The following is a 20,018-nucleotide window of genomic DNA, read 5'->3' on the forward strand; positions in this document are numbered from 1 at the left end:
TGATGCGGAGGGCTTTTTGTGTGTTGTCTGCATGCGCAGGGCAGCAGACCGCTTATCCCTTCAGCTTGCTGCGGTATTCGGTAGGCGAGGTGCCGATAATTTTTTTGAACAGCCGGGAGAAATAATACGGATCGGCTAATCCGATCGATAAGCTGATTTCCTTTACGCTTTTATCGGTCAAATCGAGCAGCTGGCAGGCGCGCTGCATTTTCAACCGCAAATAGTAATCGATCGGCGCAAAGCCGGTTGTTTGTTTGAATAGATGATTAAGATGCTGCTTGGATATGCGCGTATGGGCGACCAGATCATCGATCGTCAATTGCATTTCAAGCCTCTCCTGCATATAAAGGATGGCTTGTTCCATGTAGGCCAGCGTCTTGACTTCCTGTTTTCTTCGTGGAATAAGTCCGATGAAGCTGAGCAGGTACCGCATCGTGTGGGAAACATGGATTTGATGGGCTACGGAATAAGCCTTTGCCGAGAGCAGATCGTAGCATTGATGAAATAGATCATGTATTTTCTCCGCATCGGTTAAAGAGAGTTCGAGCGGTCCGGCTTCCAATCCAACGCTTTCTATAAGCGCTTCGACCTGATCCCCCTTGAGATGAAACCAGTAAATGCTCCATGGATCGGATTCATCGGCACCGTAAGCATGCGGTGTGTCAGACGGGATCACGGCGATGGTTTGCTCGGTCAGAGTAAACGGAGCATGCTCACCCAGCCTTATCCAGCCTTGTCCGCTTACACAGTAGATCAGAATATGCGAGTCGCAGCCCTGAGGCCGCTCGCGATAGTGGTTTTTGGCGCGGGGATAGTAGCCGATGTCGGTAATATAGGTTTGTTTAATGAGAGGATGGGCGACCATTTCATTTAGCCGATATTGCGGCAGAACGATCATTTTCTCGGAATTGAAGCCATCTGCTTTTTTATAAATAGCTATCGCGCCTCCTTTTTCCTTATAAATGTATTTTACGATGGAGACTTTGCTAACACAAGCTAAATGAAAATTTAAAAACAGAATATAGTCCATCATGAACAGCGGATAATCAATGGTAAGCGCTGCCCTGCTCCAGTAAGGTATAGCTATAGGATAATTAACTGATCAAGAGGAGTGAGCAGATTGAACAGTAAGGCAGAACGTTCACGCGTCTGGGAGGAAATCGTTCAAATACCGACCTATGGCGTTGGCAAACCAGATAAAAATCCGATGTTTTTGGAGAAGCGGGTGTATCAAGGCAGCTCAGGAAGAGTGTATCCGCATCCTGTTATCGATAAAATTGACGATGTGAAGGCGCCTAAGCCATATAACATGGTCATTCTTGACAATGAATATTTGCGCATTGAGATTATGCCGGAGATTGGCGGACGGATCTATCGCGCGGTAGATAAAACGAATAATTATGATTTCGTTTATTATAATCAGGTTATTAAGCCGGCGCTGGTCGGCCTTGCCGGACCGTGGATTTCGGGAGGCATCGAATTCAACTGGCCTCAGCATCATCGCCCGAACACCTTCGGACCTGTGGAATACCGGCTGGAGGAGAAGGAAGACGGCAGTGCCACCGTGTGGGTGAGTGAAATTGACCGCATGTATGGAACGAAGGTAACAGCGGGCTTCACCCTGCATCCGGGAAAGGCATATTTGGAAATTCATGCGCAGCTGTATAACCGGACGCCAGAGCCGCAAACCTTCTTATGGTGGGCAAATCCGGCTGTAGCGGTCAACGACCATACACAATCGGTTTTTCCTCCCGATGTCACTGCCGTGTTCGATCACGGCAAGCGCGACGTTTCGAAGTTTCCGGTTGCAACGGGCACTTACTACAAGATGGATTATTCGGACGGCGTCGATATTTCGCGTTACAAAAACATTCCGGTTCCGACTTCCTACATGGCTTATAAATCGGATTATAATTTCGTCGGCGGTTATGACCACTCGGTTCAAGCGGGCTTGCTTCATGTGGCGAATCATCATATTTCACCGGGCAAAAAGCAATGGACTTGGGGAAATGGCGAGTTCGGCCAAGCGTGGGACCGCAGCTTAACGGACGAGGATGGACCATACATCGAGCTGATGACCGGCGTGTATACCGACAATCAGCCGGACTTTACATGGCTGCAGCCGTATGAGGAAAAATCATTTAAACAATATTTTATGCCCTACAAAAATATCGGCGTCGTTAAAAACGCCACGATTGAGGCGGCCGTTAACCTGGAGGTTGATCCGCATGAAGCGACAGCGACTATCCATGCCTATGCGACCTCGCTTTGCAAAGCGGCGACGATCGAACTGAAGAGCAGGCGCAGAACGTATTTGCTGGAGACAGCCGACCTGTCTCCAAACGGAACATTCACTTCAACCGTGCCGCTGCACGCAGATGATCAAGAGCATGATTTGCGGCTTACGGTCAAGGATGCTGCCGGCCGCGTGCTTGTCAGCTATCAGCCGAAGAAGCCGGGTATTGAAGAAATGCCGGATGCGGCTAAGCCGCTGCCCGAGCCGCAGGAGCTGAAAACGAATGAGCAGCTGTATTTAGCGGGGCTTCATTTGGAGCAGTATCGTCATGCCACATTCGAGCCGGAGGCGTATTACCTTGAAGGGCTGAAGCGGGATGAAAACGATATCCGGATAAATGTCGCTTACGGTACGCTGCTGCTGCGCAGAGGGCTGTTCGGGCAAAGCGAAGCGCATTTCCGCAAAGCGATCAGCAGCTTGACTTGGCGCAATCCGAATCCTTACGACAGCGAAGCCTATTATCAGCTAGGCGTGTCGTTAAAGCATCAAGGCAGATTGGACGAGGCCTTTGCGGCATTTTACAAATCGGTGTGGTCGGCTGCTTGGCAGGACAGCGGTTATTTCTCCTTGGCGCAAATCGCTTCCGAAAAGGGATCGTATGACGAAGCGCTTGAGCTGGTTGAGCGTTCCTTGATTCGCAATTCCCGCAACTATAAGGCGCGAGATTTGAAAGCGGCCCTGCTGCGCCGGTTAGGGAGGCTTGAAGAGGCGATAGCCTATGCGAAGGAAACGCTGCAGCTGGATATTGCCGATTTTGGCGCTTACAACGAATTATATTTGGGTTATGCGGCCGCGGGCAATACGATTGGCGCGAGCAAGACGTTGAAAGACTTGACTGCGCTTATGCGCGGTGACGCTCATAACCACCTTGCTCTCGCATCGGATTACGCCGGAGCAGGTCTGTATGCCGAAGCGATACAGGTTTTGCGTTTTGTCGCAGCCGATGAGGGGGCGGATGCCTATCCGATGGTACATTTTGCTATTGCGTACTGCTGCGGTAAAGATAATCAGAAAGAGCTTGCGGATCGTCATTTGAAAGCGGGCAATGAAGCGGCACCGGATTATTGCTTCCCGAACAGCCTATTTGATCTGATTGTCCTGCAAAATGCGGTCGAAGCGCGTCCAAATGATGCCAAAGCTCTTTATTTCCTGGGCAATTTCTACTATGACAAGAAGCGTCATCTGGATGCGGTGGCTCACTTTGAACAATCGATCGCGCTTGATGCTTCCTACTCGGTAGCACATCGCAATTTGGCGCTGGCCTACTTTAATAAATTGAACGATACGGATAAGGCGCGCAAGTCGCTGGAGACTGCTTTCACATGCGACCAAACCGACGCGCGCGTGTTCTATGAGCTGGATCAGCTGTATAAGAAGATTGATATCGCCCCCGGACAGAGGCTGGCTGCACTGGAGAAGCATATGGAGCTGGTTCAAGCCAGAGATGATTTGTATCTGGAATATGTCACCCTGCACAATTTATTGGGACGATTTGAGGAAGCGTTTGAGCTGCTTGCCGCCCGCAGGTTCCATCCTTGGGAAGGCGGCGAAGGCAAGACTCTTGGGCAATACGTGCTTGCTCTTGTCGAGCTTGCGAAGAAGAAATTGTCGGAGCAGCAATATCCGGAAGCCGCAGAGCTGCTTCAGAAGGCACTCGCGAATCCTGAAAATCTGGGCGAAGCGAAGCTTGCCGGAGCACAAGAAAACAATGTGTACTACTATTTGGGCTGTGCTTTGGAGGGCCTTGGCCAACCGGAGGAAGCCGAGGAAACATTCAAGACCGCTTCGCAAGGGCTGGAAGAGCCGGCAAGCGCAATGTTTTATAATGATCAGCCGCCGGAGATGATCTTTTATCAAGGCCTGGCTTGGTTGAAGCTTGGAAATAGCAAAGAGGCGAAACGCAGATTCAATAAGCTGATTGATTTTGCCGAGAAGCATTTGTTCGACGATGTCAAAATCGATTATTTTGCCGTATCGCTGCCGGATTTCCTCGTATTCGATGAGGATTTGAATAAACGGAACGTCATTCATTGCCGATTTATGATGGGACTCGGCCTGCTCGGACTGGATCGCCCGAACGAAGCAGCCGCGCAATTCGATATGGCGATTGCGATGGATCGCGGCCATCAAGGCGCGGCAATTCATAAACGGTTTATTGCAAACGAATTAAGCAGCTCCTGCTGACGGATCATATTGATTACGGAGAAGCATGGCCAACCGGGCTGAAACAATTCTTCCATCACATTCAGCCTGTTCCGTATTACACCGCCGCCTTGTATGGACGTTTAGCTAGCTCTAAGTAAATAAAGGAAAACCGGCATTTCGGCGAACGCGCCAAAATGCCGGTTTTTTTTGGTTAAATAGTCCTCTATCTACATCCCCCGGTCCTTGCTCGCGCGCTGGAAATCCTCATCCCATTTGAACTTTTCGTTATAAATATTCATTACCTCTTCATATAATGGGCCGGAGCTGGCGTTCGGGCTGCTCTGAATGATCTTGTATAACCGCAGAAAACGATCTTTAGGAAGCTTGCGCGCATAGCGCATCACCAAATACGGATAAAGGGCAATGTACCGTTTCATTCTGACTGCAGCACCGGCAACGCCGATTAATATGCTCTCGCCATGTTCCATTCTCAGAATCTGGGCTTCATGTACCAAAATATACCGGAACGTATTTTCCTTGAGCAGATCCCGCCTGATTTTCGCGAGCTCGCCGATATATTCGACAAGATCGGGATTGAAATGGTCCATTAGCAGCGGATCCAGCATAAGGTCCATGTCCTTTCGCAGCACAAACGATTGAAGCAGCAATATTTGCTCGATCCGAAGCTGATCGGTATGGACGAGCGCTCCGATTTCACGCAGCATTTCATAGGCGAGCGGTTTATTGCCGCTATGAAACACCTGAATGGCCGAATCCCGGTCATTAACAAGGCCTGCAATCAGGGTGTCAGCTTCATTTTGAAATAATTTTTCTAGCTGCAAGCGTAAAAGTGCAGGGGTCGACCGTCTCTGGATCGTCCATAATAGAGCGAGTAACGCCAATCCTCCTGCAGCGAACAGGCTGGACTGCATCGTTGACCCGCTCATCGCCAGGCCGACGACGATAATTAACAATGCAATGAGCCGCGCTTTCCACATCGACCGCTGCAGCATGGAGGAAGCCCGTTTCTCCGCGCTCTGCAGGGCAGCTTTGCCGCATACTGGGCATTTTGTACCACCTAGTACAGTAAAGTAATTGCAGCGGCGGCAAATTTTAAGCTTATTATAAGGATAGCGTGTTTTAATAAAAGGGTTAAGAAGTACCGGCAGCTTCTTCATCATTCGCGATCACGCTGCCCGCTGCTTCTCAGGATAGAAAAGACAAGCTTGTTAAGGTCCTCATGAGATGGAGCCCGCTTCCGGCGTGAATGGCAGCTAATAGCATTGATCATGACAAAAAGAAACAATAGTCCAAGACAGACGTATGTAACCATGTATTATTCCTCTCTTACAGTAAAAGTGATTTCTGGAAATCTATCAGGTATACTTATTTAATAGTATATCTTATCTTGGGAGCTGTTACTAACAGTGACTATAGGACTAGGCAGATGCTCTCGTCCCATTACAAAGGAGTACAAAAATGAATCGACTTAAACGTTTGTCACATCAACTTATATGGGTTTCCACTCTGCTATTGCTGCCGTTCAGCGGCTTATCTACGGCGTACGCGGCGCAAGGCGCCTCTCGGATCGATGCGGTGCTGGTGCTCGATGTGAGCAATTCGATGAGCACGAGCGATCCGGGCAAAATTGGCAATGAAGCGATGAAGATGTTTGTCGACATGCTGTCGGCACAGGGCGATCAGGTTGGAATCGTTGCCTATACCGATGAGATCCAGCGCGAGAAGGCGCTGCTGGAAATCCAGTCGGCGGCGGACAAAGAGAATCTGAAGAGCTTTATCGATCAATTAAACCGCGGCGCCTATACCGACATATCCGTCGGAGTCAAGGAAGCTATGCAAATTTTGGATGATGGAGCCGATCCCGATCACGAGCCGATGATTATTTTGCTTGCTGACGGCAATAACGATTTTGATAAAGATTCCGGCAGAACAGAGGCCCAGTCCGGCGCGGACATGCAGAAGGCTATTAAAGAAGCGAATGACAGCGGCGTTCCGATCTATACGATCGGTCTGAACGCCAACGGGAAACTAAATGAGGAAGCGCTGGCCGAGCTTTCGGATTTGACAGGCGGAAAGTCGTTCTCAACCGATTCGGCTGATGATCTGCCGCAAATATTAAGCGAGATTTTCGCCAGCCATCTAGAGCTGAACGTCGTGCCGGTCGATTCATTTACAGCGGACGGAAGCTATCAAAATGTGAAAATTTCAGTTCCAAATGCCAATGTATTGGAAGCGAACATTTCGATCATGTCATCTAAACCGGTTGAAGCGAAGCTGATTGATCCGGCAGGGAACACTGTTGCGATTCCTTCGGATGGCGTTTTGCAATCGAGGTCGAAGAGCTACTCGCTGCTCAAGCTGCTTAAGCCGTCCGAAGGCGACTGGACGCTGCAGGTTAAAGGCGTGAATCGCGATAAAATCGACATCAATCTTATTTTTAACTACGATTTGAGCTTGGCGATAGATCCGCTCGGTTCCACGGCCTATTCGAAGGGCGATAAGGTACAGTTCAGCTCCTACCTGGTAAGCGGAGGGAAAAAGCTGGAGGACAAGACGCAGTACAGCAACATGAGCGCGGTTTTACTCGTTAAAGATTTGGACACCGGCGCAACTGAGGAATTCCCGATGGAAAATGCCGGCGATCATTTTGAAGGAACCTATAAAATTGCCGAAGAGCATGACTATGAGATCAGAGTAAAGGCCGAGGAGGAAAGCTTCTTCCGCGAGACGGATGCGGTTACCATTACGGCCAAAGCGGGGACTGCACCGGCTAAGCCGGAAGGTACAGCAAAGAAGCCATTCCCGGTTGTACCTGTCATTATTGGCGCGATAGGACTGGCGGTCTTGCTCGCAGCAGCCTATTTCGTGCTGCGTCTTCTGAAGCAGGCGAACCGCGGCTTTGTCGGCCAGCTCGTCATTGAAATCCGTGATGAGAATACGGGTGACAAAACGTCGCCGCAGTACAAGAAGCTGTCTGCCTTCAAAGGCAAACTGCTGCTCCACCAGCTGCTGCAGCTGGCGCCTGAGCTGAAGGAAACAGAGAAAGTCGTCTTCAAACCAGGCAGCAACGACCGCATCGTCCTGCAAAACGGCTCCTCATGCACGATTGAGAAGTCGGGACGGGCAATCGATGCGACCCGCCCATTGGAAATAAAGAGCGGAGACCGCATTGCGGTTTCGCTGAAGCAAGTGGACAAAACGATATTTATCGAATATCTCGTTTAAATAGAGCCCAGGAGGTAGTAAAGAATGAAACCTATCGTAAGAGAACATATCCAGCAGCTCGACGTTTCGCTTGGCGGAGGCATTGTCAGCGAGAAAATTCGGGTAGACACGATTGATAACCCGATTTTGATTATTGGACTTGGCGGTACCGGCATCGATGCGCTGCTGCGCTTGAAATATCAGATTAACCGCCGTTTTAAGCTGCCGGAGGATCCGATTTCCAAGCGAAAGCGCGATAAGCCGAACAACGTGGAGTTCCTTGCCTTTGAAACGAATGAACAGGACCGCAACAAAAAGTATAAAGGGATCGGTCTCGATCCGATTAATGAATTCGTGCTGCTGTCCAATCCCGAGGTGGGGGGACTGCTGCAAAACCGCAGCATTTTGGAGCCGTACATTACCGATTGGCTGTCGCCTGAGCTGAGCATTACCGATGGGATGAACGGTGCGGCTGGCGTGCGTCAAGCAGGCCGGCTGCTGCTGTTTACGAAGATCAACCAAGTCGTGCAAAGCATCGACAAAAAAATTAAGACGCTGTCTGTCGGCACGAATAAGAAGCTGATGGTATTTCTGCTCACCGGCTTATCCGGCGGAACGGGCAGCGGCTGCTTCCTCGATATTTCGTATATCGTCAGAGGGATTATCGAGCGCGATCACGGCTCTGCAGGCATCGACCGGGTAAATACGCTTGGTTATTTGTTCACGCCGGACATTAATCTTGCGAACAAGAGCTTGAGCGATCATACGCGCGAGTATATTAAGAAGAACGGCTATGCCGCACTGAAAGAATTGGACTATTGGATGAATGTGGACAGCCGGGGAGAGCGGTTTAAGCAGCAGTACGGCAATATCCTGTCCGTTAATTCGCCGCTTCCGCCCTTTAACCTGTGCCATCTCATCTCGGCTACTAATGCGGAAGGCAAGCTGCTCGAGAACGCCTACGATTACTGCATGAACGTGACGGCGGAGAACATTACGAACTTTATTTCGAGCGAGGAGAAGCAGTCCGGCGAAGAATTCGCCATTCATGATTATATTAGCAACATTCGGACGAACATCGCTCAAATGAACAAGATGTATCCGGCTAACTACGATTACAACATTATCGGAGCTTCATCGGCGGTGCTGCCGATCGAGGAAATGACGACGTATTTGGCTTACCGGCTCTTTAATAAAATGGACAAAATGTTCGAGAAGGCGCCAAGTCAGGACGACGTGGAGAAGTTTGCGCGCAAGCTCGGAATCGACCTCGAAACGATGATGAAGACGTTCGATTCACGCGTACCGGAGCCGCTGCCTGGTTTCGAGAACAGCGAGCGCCTCAGCTATAATAACGTGGTGAAAATGCAAGTTGTAAACATGGATACCGAGTTGGAGCAAAACTTCCTGGCCCGTGCGCGCGAGGAATATATCAAGGCCAAAAAACAGCTTCCGGGTGAAATCGTCGGGCAGTTTACCGATCAAATCCGCCGCACGTTCCTTCATCCGGAGCAGGGACCGTTCTATGTATCCCGTCTCCTGTATACCGAGAAAGGCTTTTGCTTATTGAAGATGCTGCTCTCTTATATTGAGACGCTTCGCGAGGGGCTGACGCGGCTTCCGAGGGAAATTGAAGCGGCTAGAGAACAGGCGAATGAACGCATGGGCGATGCGAAGAGCGCGTTCGTATCCAAGGATAAGAAGAAAAACAACTATATCGAAGCGAAAATCAATGAGTACTGGCTGCATGCCGATGTCGAGCGCATGGAGCAATTGATAGAGTTTTATGAGGATCTGCACCAGCTCCTTAACAACGAGAACAACCGGATCTATAACGTGTTCTCCGAAATTTTAAATGTCCTTAATTCGATCTTTGCCAAGAACGGCGACATTCTCACAAACGGGGAAGAGCAAGCCGACCATAAGGGGAACAAAACGTATTATTGGAATATCGTCGGCGTGCCGGACATATCCGATGTCATCAGCCGGTTAATGGATAAGAAGGACGGAGACGATCTGATTCGCGACTTTACGCAGGAGCTGCTGGATCATTCGAACCTGTGGGTGAAGGAGCAGGAAATCGATATCGTCAGCTCGATCTCGGAATTTTTGACCGATAAATTCGGCGACCTTATTACGAAATCGATGGAAGAATTCCTCGTTATGAAATACGGAAACGATGAATCGATCGAGAAATTTGTTGAGCGCCATATCGCGAGCAAGCTGGATGAGGAAGCCGTACCTGTATTCCATCTCAGCAACAGCTCGGGCAACTTGCATGTGCCGTCATGGGGCTTCGTGTCGGTGCCGGTGCAGGCGCCCAGCATTTTGCGGGGAATTCGGAATTATCAAAATAACTCGATCGGCAAATCCCACTTTACGATCAAGGAAAGCGAAGTCAAAAACCGGATTTTCTGGCTGAATACGAGAAACGGCGTGCCTCTGTTCGTTTATACGCCGCTTAAGGTATATGAGGAAAGCTATGAACGAACGATTCTGGACAAGGAAGGTATCGGGCGCCACCTGGTGCAGACTGACCGGGTCAATTGGACGTATTTGCCGTCGCCGATTCCAGAAAAATCATGGGGAGACACGTACGTCAATCCACGCGTGAAAAGCTATAACGCCAGAGTCCGCGACGAGTTTGCGAAAGCGGAGGGATACCGCATTATCGAGGAGAAAGGCATCGATAACAACACGAGCAGCCGTTATTCCGTTCGCTTCACGAAGCCGTTTCAGCTGTCCGATGCGCTCAAGCCTTACAATATGCAGCTTGATTCGGCAAAGCCGAATTTGGGCGAGGTCAAACGGGCATGGAGCGAGCTGAAGCGCCTTCTGTCCGAAGGGCTGGAGCTCGAATCGACGAAAGATATATTCGGAAGCTTCACGGAGGAGCTTGCCCAGGAAAATCTGATTCGTTCGCCGGAGCAGCTAAGACGGGTTCGCGAGGAACTCGCGAAATACGAGTCTATTTCGGTTAAGGCAAACGAGCTTGAGCAGCTGCTTCATCAGCATCAGGATGAGGAAAAGTGGTTCGATCAATTTATCGAGGCACTGTACACGGAGACGATCTGCAAGAAGGGGGCGCTTTATGTATACGACCGCGAACCCGAAGAAGAGGCTTGGCAGCCTTTCGCCAATTTAATGAAGAGCAGCAGCTATGTCGAGCATGAGGTGTTCGAGAGCTTCCGCCAGCTGGATGAGAAGAGCCGCGGCACGCTCATGCGCAAAGCAGCGCGCAGAGTAACGGAATTGACGGCAACGGAGGACACCTCACTGCTGGTTGCCAAGCTGGATGAGCTGTTCGGCACATTCCTTGATGCGCGCGAGCGTCTCGAATACGAGAAGGTCGAGCTTGCAAACGGCGAGGACTTGCATCGGTTCTATAAGGAAATGACTACAAAGCTTAATGAAATTCGCAGAAAGTTGAAATAGTTATGAGAGTTATACTGGATCGGTATGCGGCCGACTATTCGGCCGCAGAACAGAAGCTGAGCGGTCTTGAGGATGATCAGAGCAGTATTCACTATCCTACCGTGTTTCTATTTATCGGCGATGAGGCGGAGCATGCGATTGAGCCGATGATTTACTCGAATGAATTGAAATGGGACAATAATGCCGGGGTTATTTACTTCCATATATCATCAAGTGAAACGAATGCCAGCGTCGCAATGGGGAATCACTCTAAACCGGCGTCATCATACCGCGAGGGTAAGACTGGCCAATCTGCTCCGAAGATCATGCGGGTTGCGCTGACCGGAATTGCGGAGGGGCAAGATGATAACCGGACTAGACGCAAGGATATAGGGGCCGCCTTCCACGCCGAGGGTAGTTATTTGGGTTTGCTCAACCGGGCGCTGCGGCAGGTTAGCGATACGATTGCAGATTTTGGCCGCTTGTACGCCTCCTTCGACCGCCTTCATCTTGCCGTTATTACTAGGGTTGATGATCCGCTTAACGTGCTCGTTCCAGAAATATCGCTGCTCGCGCAATCGATTTTTCTGCAGCTGTTCAAATCGGTACAAATGGATTTGTATGCATTGATTAATGAACGGGAGCAATCGGAGACGTTCGGTTATGCCAGCGCGGCGGGAATCAGCTTCCTGCGCGAGCTTGAAGGAATGCAGTCGCCGGATTATACATTCTCCGCGCGGCTGCAGGTGACCGGCGACGGCTTAACGATTCCGGTCGTTCATAAGCCGTCACCATTATTTGATCTTGTTTATGTATTATCTGACCGTAACGAGCGGGGAATTACGACCCTTAACGGGATGCAGGACAACTATGAGATCATTTGCCACATTCTGCTGTTGAAAAACAGGCAGAGGAAGGATGCGCAGGTACAGTCCAATGATGTAAGCTACAATAATTCGTCTTTTAAGAATAGCTTGATGGCCGAATCAGGAAGGCAGGGCTATGTCTCAGCCGGGCTTGCCAAAGTGAAGCGTCCGAATTATTCGATTGCCTTAACCGTGCTGTACCACTTCTTCAAGGAGATAAAAGCGCGGCTGCAAAGCGCGCCTGAGCTGGGTACGAAGGAGAAGCTGGCGTTTTTCGGGCTTGATATGGCGGCGATGGAGACGCGTTTGGCCGAACTCGTTCCAAGCGAAGATAATCTTGCCGATATGACGGGACTCTTAACGAGCGGCATTCGATACGAGCAGCTGCGGCGAATGTCGCTGCGCGAGGCCGAGGAGGCTTTGTTCAGCGGCGGCTGCGCCGCTTTCTTCCGTAAGCATTTCACAAATACGGCTGAGGAGCGCCTCGGTTATGTAAAGGCTGGGGAAGAGCTGCGGCGCACCGTTAACCGAAATATGCAGGAGCGTCCGCAGATCAGCTTTTATCAGGTGTCCGAGTGGACCGGCGAGAAGAATGGGGCAGGCAGTGCGCTGGAGGCCGTTCGCGCTCGAATGCGCGATTTGGTCATTGAAATCGATCTAGCCGGGGAGGAGCTTGACCGCACCCGCGAAATACGTGTCGAGGATTTGAAATTTCAACGGCTTCCGTTTATGGATAAGCAAAATTTACGCTCCTTTATACGCGTTTTTTTCGAGACGGTCTACCGGCTGCAGTGGCGGCTATTACGCATGGAGACTGAGCTTGCCTTGTACCGAAAGTTCGCAAGCGAGCTGGAGCTTCTGCACGAAGGGTACCGAAAACGTGTTGAGCAAATGGCTGAGCTTGCGGAAGAGCTTAAGACGGCGTCGCTTCAAAGCATCCGCTCGGCGGATGACTATATCGGGCAAAACATTTTCGATTATTACGAGCGTGTAACCGGGGATGTCATGAAGGACATCGAAGAGAAGCGCGGCGCATCGGCGTTCTTCGAGGACCGGTTCTTGGGCAGTGTGACGAAGCTTCTGGAGCAAGGGGAGCACGCATTAGCGGAGCGAATGATCGATATTTGCCGCAAACACATCCTGACCGCAGAGCCCTTTGCCCAAACTTTCGAGGAAGAGCTATTGCTGCGGGCGAACGTATCGGTTGCTTATAGCAACCGCAAAGCATTATCGCGGGATGAGCTGTTCCACCTTCTGTACCGGACGCTTGAGGATAATGCGGCTATTCATATCCGTCTGCTCGACTATACGCACGAGCATCGCTACGAGGAAAAATATTTGTTCGGAGACCGGGAAAGCGAGTTTATCCGCTATGCTCTTGGCGTTGATGAGACATCTCGCATCTACAAGCTGGGCTGTGTACACGAGAAGCGCAGCAGCGGAGTTGAAAAATTAAACATAATGGGCGGTTTCCATTTAGAAGATTTGATGTATTATCGCAACGGCAAAGTATACTATGAAACCTATTTGCAGAATGGGTACGAATTTCACAATATTCATCCATCCCTTCTGCCTGAGCTTCGCTGACCGTTATACATCGATAATCGCTGCGGTCCACCAGCAAGCGGAAAGGATGCTGTCATCATGCAACGAAAAATGAATATGCTTCTCCTATTGTTCAGCTTAATAGGCGGTGCAATCGGATTCGCGATCGGCGAGATCATACTGGGCAAGCTGTCAGAAGGGTGGCCGCGCTTTGTCGTCGTTGGCCTCTACTTTGGCGTCCTTGCTTTATGCATCGGACTGTCCTGCCTAATTGCCGAAATGATTTCGCCGCGTTTAAACGGGGCGTCTTGGCGGCAGCGTTACATCGATTTATCCTGGAAGCTGCTCGTACCTGCGACGCTGGCGCTGCTGCTTGTTGTCGGCGGATTGGTTCAGCTTATTTACGGGCTGCAATTCGGCGGCGTGAAGCCGGTGAAGGATATCGTGCTTGTCATCGATAATTCGGGAAGCATGCTGGAAACCGATCCTGACAATGAGCGGTTTGCAGCTGCGAAGCAGCTGATTAACAACATGGAAAGCGATAAACGTGTGGCTGTCGTCGTTTTTAGCAATACCGCGGAACTGCTTCAGCCCTTCGTCAGCGTAAACACACAGGCTGAGAAAAATAAAGTAAATGCCGCAATCGATGCGATCGAGCCGACAGACGGAGGAACCGACTTCAGCCTCGCTTTGGCTGAGTCGATGAATACGATCAAGAGCAAGGAAAATGCGGGGCGCGGCACGATGGTCATCCTGCTGTCAGACGGCTTCAGCGAATCAAGCCTTGACCAGCAAATTGCGGCTTACCAGGAGCAGCGTATTGCCGTGAATACGGTTGGCCTTAGTGTTGTTGACGCTAGAGGCTCAGCTTTGCTGCAGGGTATAGCTGATTCGACTGGCGGAAGCTACTATGACGTGACGGAAGCGGCAGGACTTTCGCTCGTCTTCCAAAATATTTACAATAAGCTCGATAAGCAGACGCTCTTAACAGAGCGTACAGGTAAGTTGGCAGATAGTACGCTATACACTCTGCTTCGTATTTTATCATTAGTTGTTATCGGCGCAGCGATTGGTGTATCGCTCGGACTGCTGTTCGACAATCGGTTTTTGGCGGTTAGCTTTGGCGCTGGCGGCATAGTCGGCGGTTTGCTGGCAGGCTTCATTCTGGACTTCGGCTTGACTGGGCATATACTCTCGGACGGATTATCCCGTCTAACTGCTGTGCTCGTGTTGGCGGCAATCATTGCTTTGTTTACGCTAGTCGTTCCAGTGGGAGAGAATAACGGCACTAGGCCGCGCGGAGGCGGAAGAAAAGGCAGTATGCAGGACCGTCCCGCTGCGGGCTTGGGCGGACGGACGAAGGACAGCCGCAGTCATGGATTTTAAACGATGCGGGAGGCGGTTATAAATGCGGTTTATCGATGCGGAGGACAGTTCTCCGGTCATCAGCGGCTTGACCCGAGTGATCGAGGAGGACCGCTGCACGCTGCGCTGGATTTGGCCGGGAGGCATAGAAGCGGTTTACATCGGGAAGGCGCCTGCCGAACAGGCGGAGAACGGTGCCGGAATTACCGGAGATGTAAAGCTGTATACGAAAGCGGAGTATAAAGCGAATAACGGCTATCACAGCCGGATAGAAGGCATCGGACGTTATGTCTTTACAGTATATGCCTGTCAGGAGGGGAGCGGCGGCCTGCAGCTCATCCTTCAACAGGATCGCGAAAATAGCATAGAAATCAGTGCCGGCAAGGCTAAAATTTATTATTCGGTCTCGGATAAAAGCGGTTTTTTTAGAAAGTTCAAAACGATTCAAATTCAGGTGACGACAGAAGTCCCGATCGCGAAGGACGTGCTCTGCTATGTGAAGAAGCAGGGCGGTTACCCCTCAAATAAAGAAGATGGTATGTTATATCCGTTTGTCGCGCCTTTTGCAGCTGGAAAAAATGTTCTGCCTGCCATTGAGGTAGGAAAACAGGATTTTATCCGATTGTTTTTCACCGATGGCCGGAAATACGGGCAAATGTACGAATTGATTTCAGTATAAAGGAGGAAGATCGCATGAGCATTTTCGATATTTTCAAAAAAAAGCCGGAGCCAAAGCCGCGGCCATTGTATTACGATATTGTATGTCCCTACTGCTTCAGCAAATTCACGCCGGAAGAGGTCGTGTTCCGCGCCACCCATTCCCGCGAGGACGATGAGGATTATGCGCTTGGGGAAGACGAAGAGCTGAACAAATACCGCGAGCGCTTTGGCCTCGATTCTGTACATGATATGGAAGCGGTGCTCCGTCCGCACGACGTGCCTGAAGAGCATCTTGTTTACTCCGACCATGTGTTAATCGGAATTAATGACCGTTACGGCGAGTTAACCCGCAGAAGGCTTTGTCCAAAATGCCATAACGAGCTTCCGGTGACGGCAGGCAAGGTGCCAAGCAACATTATTTCCATCATTGGCGCTTCCCAAGTAGGTAAATCGGTTTATATGACCTCATTGATCCATACGCTGCAGAACACAACGGCGGATCATTTCAATGCTGCCTGCATGCCGCTCAACGCTGAAATTAGCCGCAAGTTCCGTACCTATTACGAGGAGCCGTTATTCGAGCGCGGCGATCTGCTTGCATCCACCCAGAAAGAGAAGATGCAGGAGCCGTTTATTTTCCAATTCGTCTTTAAAGATGAGACGAAGCCGCCATTGACGCTCGTATTTTTCGATGTGGCGGGCGAGGGCATGGTAGAGCAGGATTACCTCGGCTTGCACGGTCAGCATATTAAAAACTCGGCAGGCATCCTGCTGATGGTTGATCCGCTGCAAATCCGTTCGATCCGCGAGAAAATTAGAATGAACTTGGGCGATAAGCCGGGGGTTTGGGTCTCCCAATACGATGAGCCGCGCGATGTGGTGTTGACGATGTTCGGTGATTTCATTGCCTATCAGGAAAATAACAAAACGGATATTCCGACAGCCGTCGTTCTGACTAAGAGCGACATGCTTCATTCCTTGAAGGATGAGGATGGCGAATACATTAAATCGAACAGCAATATTTTCAACAATATGGTGCACCGCAATTATTTTAACCTGACTGAATTTGAAAATATCGACGGAGAAATCCGCCGCTTTATCGAGAAGGTCGATCGGCCGTTCAAGGGTACGATGGACGTCTATTTCAGGGATACGGCTTATTATGCAGTATCCGCTTTGGGAAGCAATCCGGTGGATCAGAAGCTGCAGACCGTCGTTAGTCCAATCCGGGTCGACGAGCCTTTCATTTGGCTGCTTTATAAGCTGAATTTCATTGAGGGGAGAAGAGAATAGTGCGCGATTCTACACCCGGCAGAAAGATCCAGCAGCAGATGTACGCACGGGAAAGACGCGGTATTTTCAGGTCCACGGAGGGCTATGATACGATTGCCAAGTCAAGCGGTTTAGATCCTTCTTTTATCAAAAAGGTGCTCCATCCGTTCTGCGTATACGATGCGCCGGCCGAGCTGGCAGCGCGCGGCGAGAAGGACGGCGCCTTATATCCCGAGACTATGCATTTGCTCCATCTGGAAACCGGTGACGTTTTGCTGGGGCGCAGCGTCTATCAGGCAGCGGATTTCACTGGACTTCGCAGCGCATTCTTTACGCATAACTATATTATTCAAAGCGGTTACGGCAGCAAGTCTGCTAGTGATTATAAGAATTGGCTGCAAGCAGCTTTCACGGATAGCTACGATAACGATAACGGCATGGAGCTAGCGGAATTGGCCAGCCTGCCGATTCATGCGGCCACAGCGGTTAAGCCTGCCTATCATTCGATATTGAATCTGCTGAATATAGGAGAAAAGCGATTTAAGCAGCTGTTGTATGCGGTGATGTCAGCAGTCGGCGGCAAGAAGAAGATTTACGTTGCGCTCGATGTGCCGATTAAGCATCTGCCGGACAAAGCAAAGCTGCTGCTGTCGCTGCTTTATGCATGTCTGCCTTACGCCTTCCGCAAGCAGCTTGGCTTTATCACATATGCGAAAGAGCCGCAAAGCCGAAAATCGGTGCATCTCACGTTTGTGGAGAAGGGGAGCCTGCGACAAGGGGACCGCAGCATCGAGAAGGATTATACGTTTGATTTCGTCAACGATCGAATGAGTAATGTCGATCTTGACGGAACGGATCAGCCGTATTTGGATTTCGTGTGGGACAATTTGGATCGCCCTGAGCGAGTGGACAACTTTTTCCAATTTGCTGAGCAAATGCTGGCAGGTATGGAACCGGAGCGTCAAATTGCTGCTGCCAGCTATCATGAGCTATGCGTCATCTATCAAATCGAGGAAGGCAACGATTCGTTATATGAAGCGCAAAAAACCGCAGTGCTGCGCGGCTTGCTCGAATATATACAGCCATCCGGCTCGTTAGATTACAAGATTCGCCTGAATGATTTATTTCTGTCCCGGTTTGACTATGAGTTTGACCGTGTGCGGCAAGGAGAAGTACCAGAAGCGTTCATTGTGGATGCCTTTAAGGATTACTACCGGATCGTTGGCAGAAATATCGAAAACAAAATCGTCTCATTCCTCATACTGGCGCTCAATAACGCAATAAAGCAAAACGATCAAGAAGCGGCTGCTTTTTTCTATGCGGCCGTTGAAAGCAATCCAGCCTTAATCAAGGCTTTCTTTACAAGGCTTCTGGTTGATTCGAGGCACGCCTCCACCTTGTTCATTCCCTATCTGGAGAAGAAGCTGAAGGCTGCAGCTGGAGCGAAAAGCGTGCTTCAGATGATTGAGCATTGGGGAAACAATCATCCTAGGCTTTTCAGCTATGAACCGTTTCATACGTTTGCCCGTCAGCAGCTGACGGACAGGCTGGAACGCGAGCGGTATTCGATACCAGCGGTAAGCAGCGCTTTAGATCAGCTGCGCAGGCTGGAAGGGGAAGCGCGGTTAGGAACAGGGAAGCATCGGTCTTCACATGAAGAAGTTGACTTGTATCAGGGGCTGGAGCTTGCCGTCTATCGTGCGATGCTTTCCGAGCTTGATTTTGACAGCCTCACTAAAGATCAGCTCGCGTCAGCAAAATTTCTCAGCTATAAGGACAAGCTGCAGCGGTGGAACGGACAGCTGCAGGATCCTAGGCAAAAATCAGCTGCTCATGAGCTGCTTGCCATTTATGAATGGTTTGCGCTGCCGGAACCGACGGAAGCGTTATTCGGCCGTCTGTCTCCGGCAGAGATAGACCATGTTCAGCAGGCAGGACGAAGGCTGCTGGCGGGAGAACTGGAGTCCGCTGAATTTTTCCGTCTCGTGCTTGCCTTCCTGCGCAGCACGGATATGGAAACGCTAGATTATACGGGGATGCTCGATTATTTGCAGCGGAATGCTTCGAATAAGGAGATGATATACCGCTTCTTCCAATGGTCGGAGAATCATCCCGATTTCATGAAGCCAAGAGGCTTCGTTCCAGCCTATACGTCAGCTATAGTCGGTTATTTTATGAAATATGACCGCGATGCTTTCAAAAAACGTGCGAATCGGAAGCAGCTTTTCGACAAAGCGGGATCTTCCCTTACTGTTGTTTATAAGCAGGCTGAACAGGAGCTTTCCTCGAAGCGATCCAAATTATTTTTTCGGAATCGTAAAGCGACGATAATTACATCTATAGCGGTGCTGGGAATGATTACCGCCGGCATCATGTATTCATTCTCCGGCAAAGGCGATGAGAATCCAAAGGGCGCGGCTTTGCCAGAGGTGCAGCCTACAGCAGAAGCAGGCATAGTCCCGCCGGATACGCTCGTATACGCAGAGCAAACCGCTGGGACTGAAAGCGAGAAGGCCACGACCTCTCTTGTGTTCTTATTCAAGGACGCATCGGCTTGCACGCAGTTTGCGCCGAGTTCATTAGCAGTAGAGCCGCCGGGTGCTGAAACGCTGGAATTTACGGAGCTTGAGCTCTCTCCTGATTGCAGCGGTGATACGACGAATGATAGTACTGAGGATAATCCGGCCGAAGGTTCGGCGCAGCCGGCAGAATCCGCGGCTCCACCTGCGATTTTGCCTACAGCAACCCCTGTTTCAAATACCGCTTCTGCAACCGATACTTCCAGCGCCGAAAAGAGTGACAGCTTGAATGCTGCTGATTCGGTGGGTGGTATGGGGACAAGCTCTCAGCTAGAGCAAAGCGGCAGCCCGGCGATTGAGCAAGAAGGCTATACGAGCCGGGTTGTTGTTCATCTCGGCAAACAGACCGATATTCCGGCTGACAGCATCATCCGAGTTGGCGAAACAGCATATGAGCTTACTGTGCTGCGCGTTGTCGATAAATAAATGATGTTTCCGGAACTGTCTCAAAAGTAAGCTCGCTTGAGAGACAGCCCGCTATGATTAAGATTGACGTGAAAAGATGAGGAAGTGGCGGTGCAGGGTTTAGTCCTGTACCGCCATTTCTTGATTTCGAACGATAGCTGCTTTCATCAAACCCCCGGAACCCCCGTTATTCTTCATTTGACCGAATACACTAACGGGCTCAATCATTCGTCCGACTGATAGACT

At 50.3% G+C, this 20,018-nt stretch carries 10 protein-coding genes; 8 read left to right on the top strand and 2 right to left on the bottom strand.

The genetic code is table 11. The annotated features are described in order from the left end of the window. Positions 1–52: 52 nt before the first annotated feature. The gene (locus AC0YNZ_RS09040) at positions 53–934 is read right to left on the bottom strand and encodes a helix-turn-helix domain-containing protein (RefSeq protein WP_475826498.1); all 882 of its coding nucleotides are present in this window, start codon (positions 932–934) and stop codon (positions 53–55) included. Positions 935–1,120: 186 nt separating this feature from the next. Between AC0YNZ_RS09040 and AC0YNZ_RS09045 the strand changes: the two genes are divergently transcribed. Further along, positions 1,121–4,480, top strand: coding sequence for a tetratricopeptide repeat protein (locus AC0YNZ_RS09045; protein WP_475826292.1), 3,360 nt, complete (start codon positions 1,121–1,123; stop codon positions 4,478–4,480). A gap of 188 nt (positions 4,481–4,668) precedes the next feature. Here the strand turns inward: AC0YNZ_RS09045 and AC0YNZ_RS09050 are convergent, their stop codons facing one another. Then, the gene (locus AC0YNZ_RS09050; protein ID WP_475826293.1) at positions 4,669–5,622 is read right to left on the bottom strand and encodes a hypothetical protein; all 954 of its coding nucleotides are present in this window, start codon (positions 5,620–5,622) and stop codon (positions 4,669–4,671) included. 298 nt (positions 5,623–5,920) lie between these two features. On the opposite strand from AC0YNZ_RS09050, the gene AC0YNZ_RS09055 reads away from it, so the two are divergent. From AC0YNZ_RS09055 to AC0YNZ_RS09085, 7 genes are read left to right on the top strand one after another with little or no spacing between them, the layout of a single operon-like run. Then, positions 5,921–7,687, top strand: coding sequence for a vWA domain-containing protein (locus AC0YNZ_RS09055; RefSeq protein ID WP_475826294.1), 1,767 nt, complete (start codon positions 5,921–5,923; stop codon positions 7,685–7,687). Between the two features lie 24 nt (positions 7,688–7,711). Further along, positions 7,712–11,101, top strand: coding sequence for a tubulin-like doman-containing protein (locus tag AC0YNZ_RS09060; RefSeq protein ID WP_475826295.1), 3,390 nt, complete (start codon positions 7,712–7,714; stop codon positions 11,099–11,101). 2 nt (positions 11,102–11,103) lie between these two features. Next, the gene (locus AC0YNZ_RS09065) at positions 11,104–13,533 is read left to right on the top strand and encodes a transcription initiation factor TFIID (RefSeq protein ID WP_475826296.1); all 2,430 of its coding nucleotides are present in this window, start codon (positions 11,104–11,106) and stop codon (positions 13,531–13,533) included. 57 nt (positions 13,534–13,590) lie between these two features. Next, entirely contained in the window at positions 13,591–14,877 is a 1,287-nt protein-coding gene (locus tag AC0YNZ_RS09070; protein WP_475826297.1) for a vWA domain-containing protein, read from the top strand. A 22-nt stretch (positions 14,878–14,899) separates the two neighbouring features. After that, positions 14,900–15,535, top strand: a complete 636-nt coding sequence (locus tag AC0YNZ_RS09075) for a beta-mannanase (RefSeq protein WP_475826298.1) — start codon at positions 14,900–14,902, stop codon at positions 15,533–15,535. A 14-nt stretch (positions 15,536–15,549) separates the two neighbouring features. After that, the gene (locus tag AC0YNZ_RS09080; protein WP_475826299.1) at positions 15,550–16,809 is read left to right on the top strand and encodes a TRAFAC clade GTPase domain-containing protein; all 1,260 of its coding nucleotides are present in this window, start codon (positions 15,550–15,552) and stop codon (positions 16,807–16,809) included. Then, positions 16,809–19,793, top strand: a complete 2,985-nt coding sequence (locus tag AC0YNZ_RS09085; RefSeq protein ID WP_475826300.1) for a GAP1-N2 domain-containing protein — start codon at positions 16,809–16,811, stop codon at positions 19,791–19,793. Before AC0YNZ_RS09080 ends, AC0YNZ_RS09085 begins: the two co-directional genes overlap by 1 nt. The last annotated feature ends 225 nt before the right edge of the window (positions 19,794–20,018 follow it).

Source organism: Paenibacillus sp. J2L1-98 (assembly GCF_056269405.1).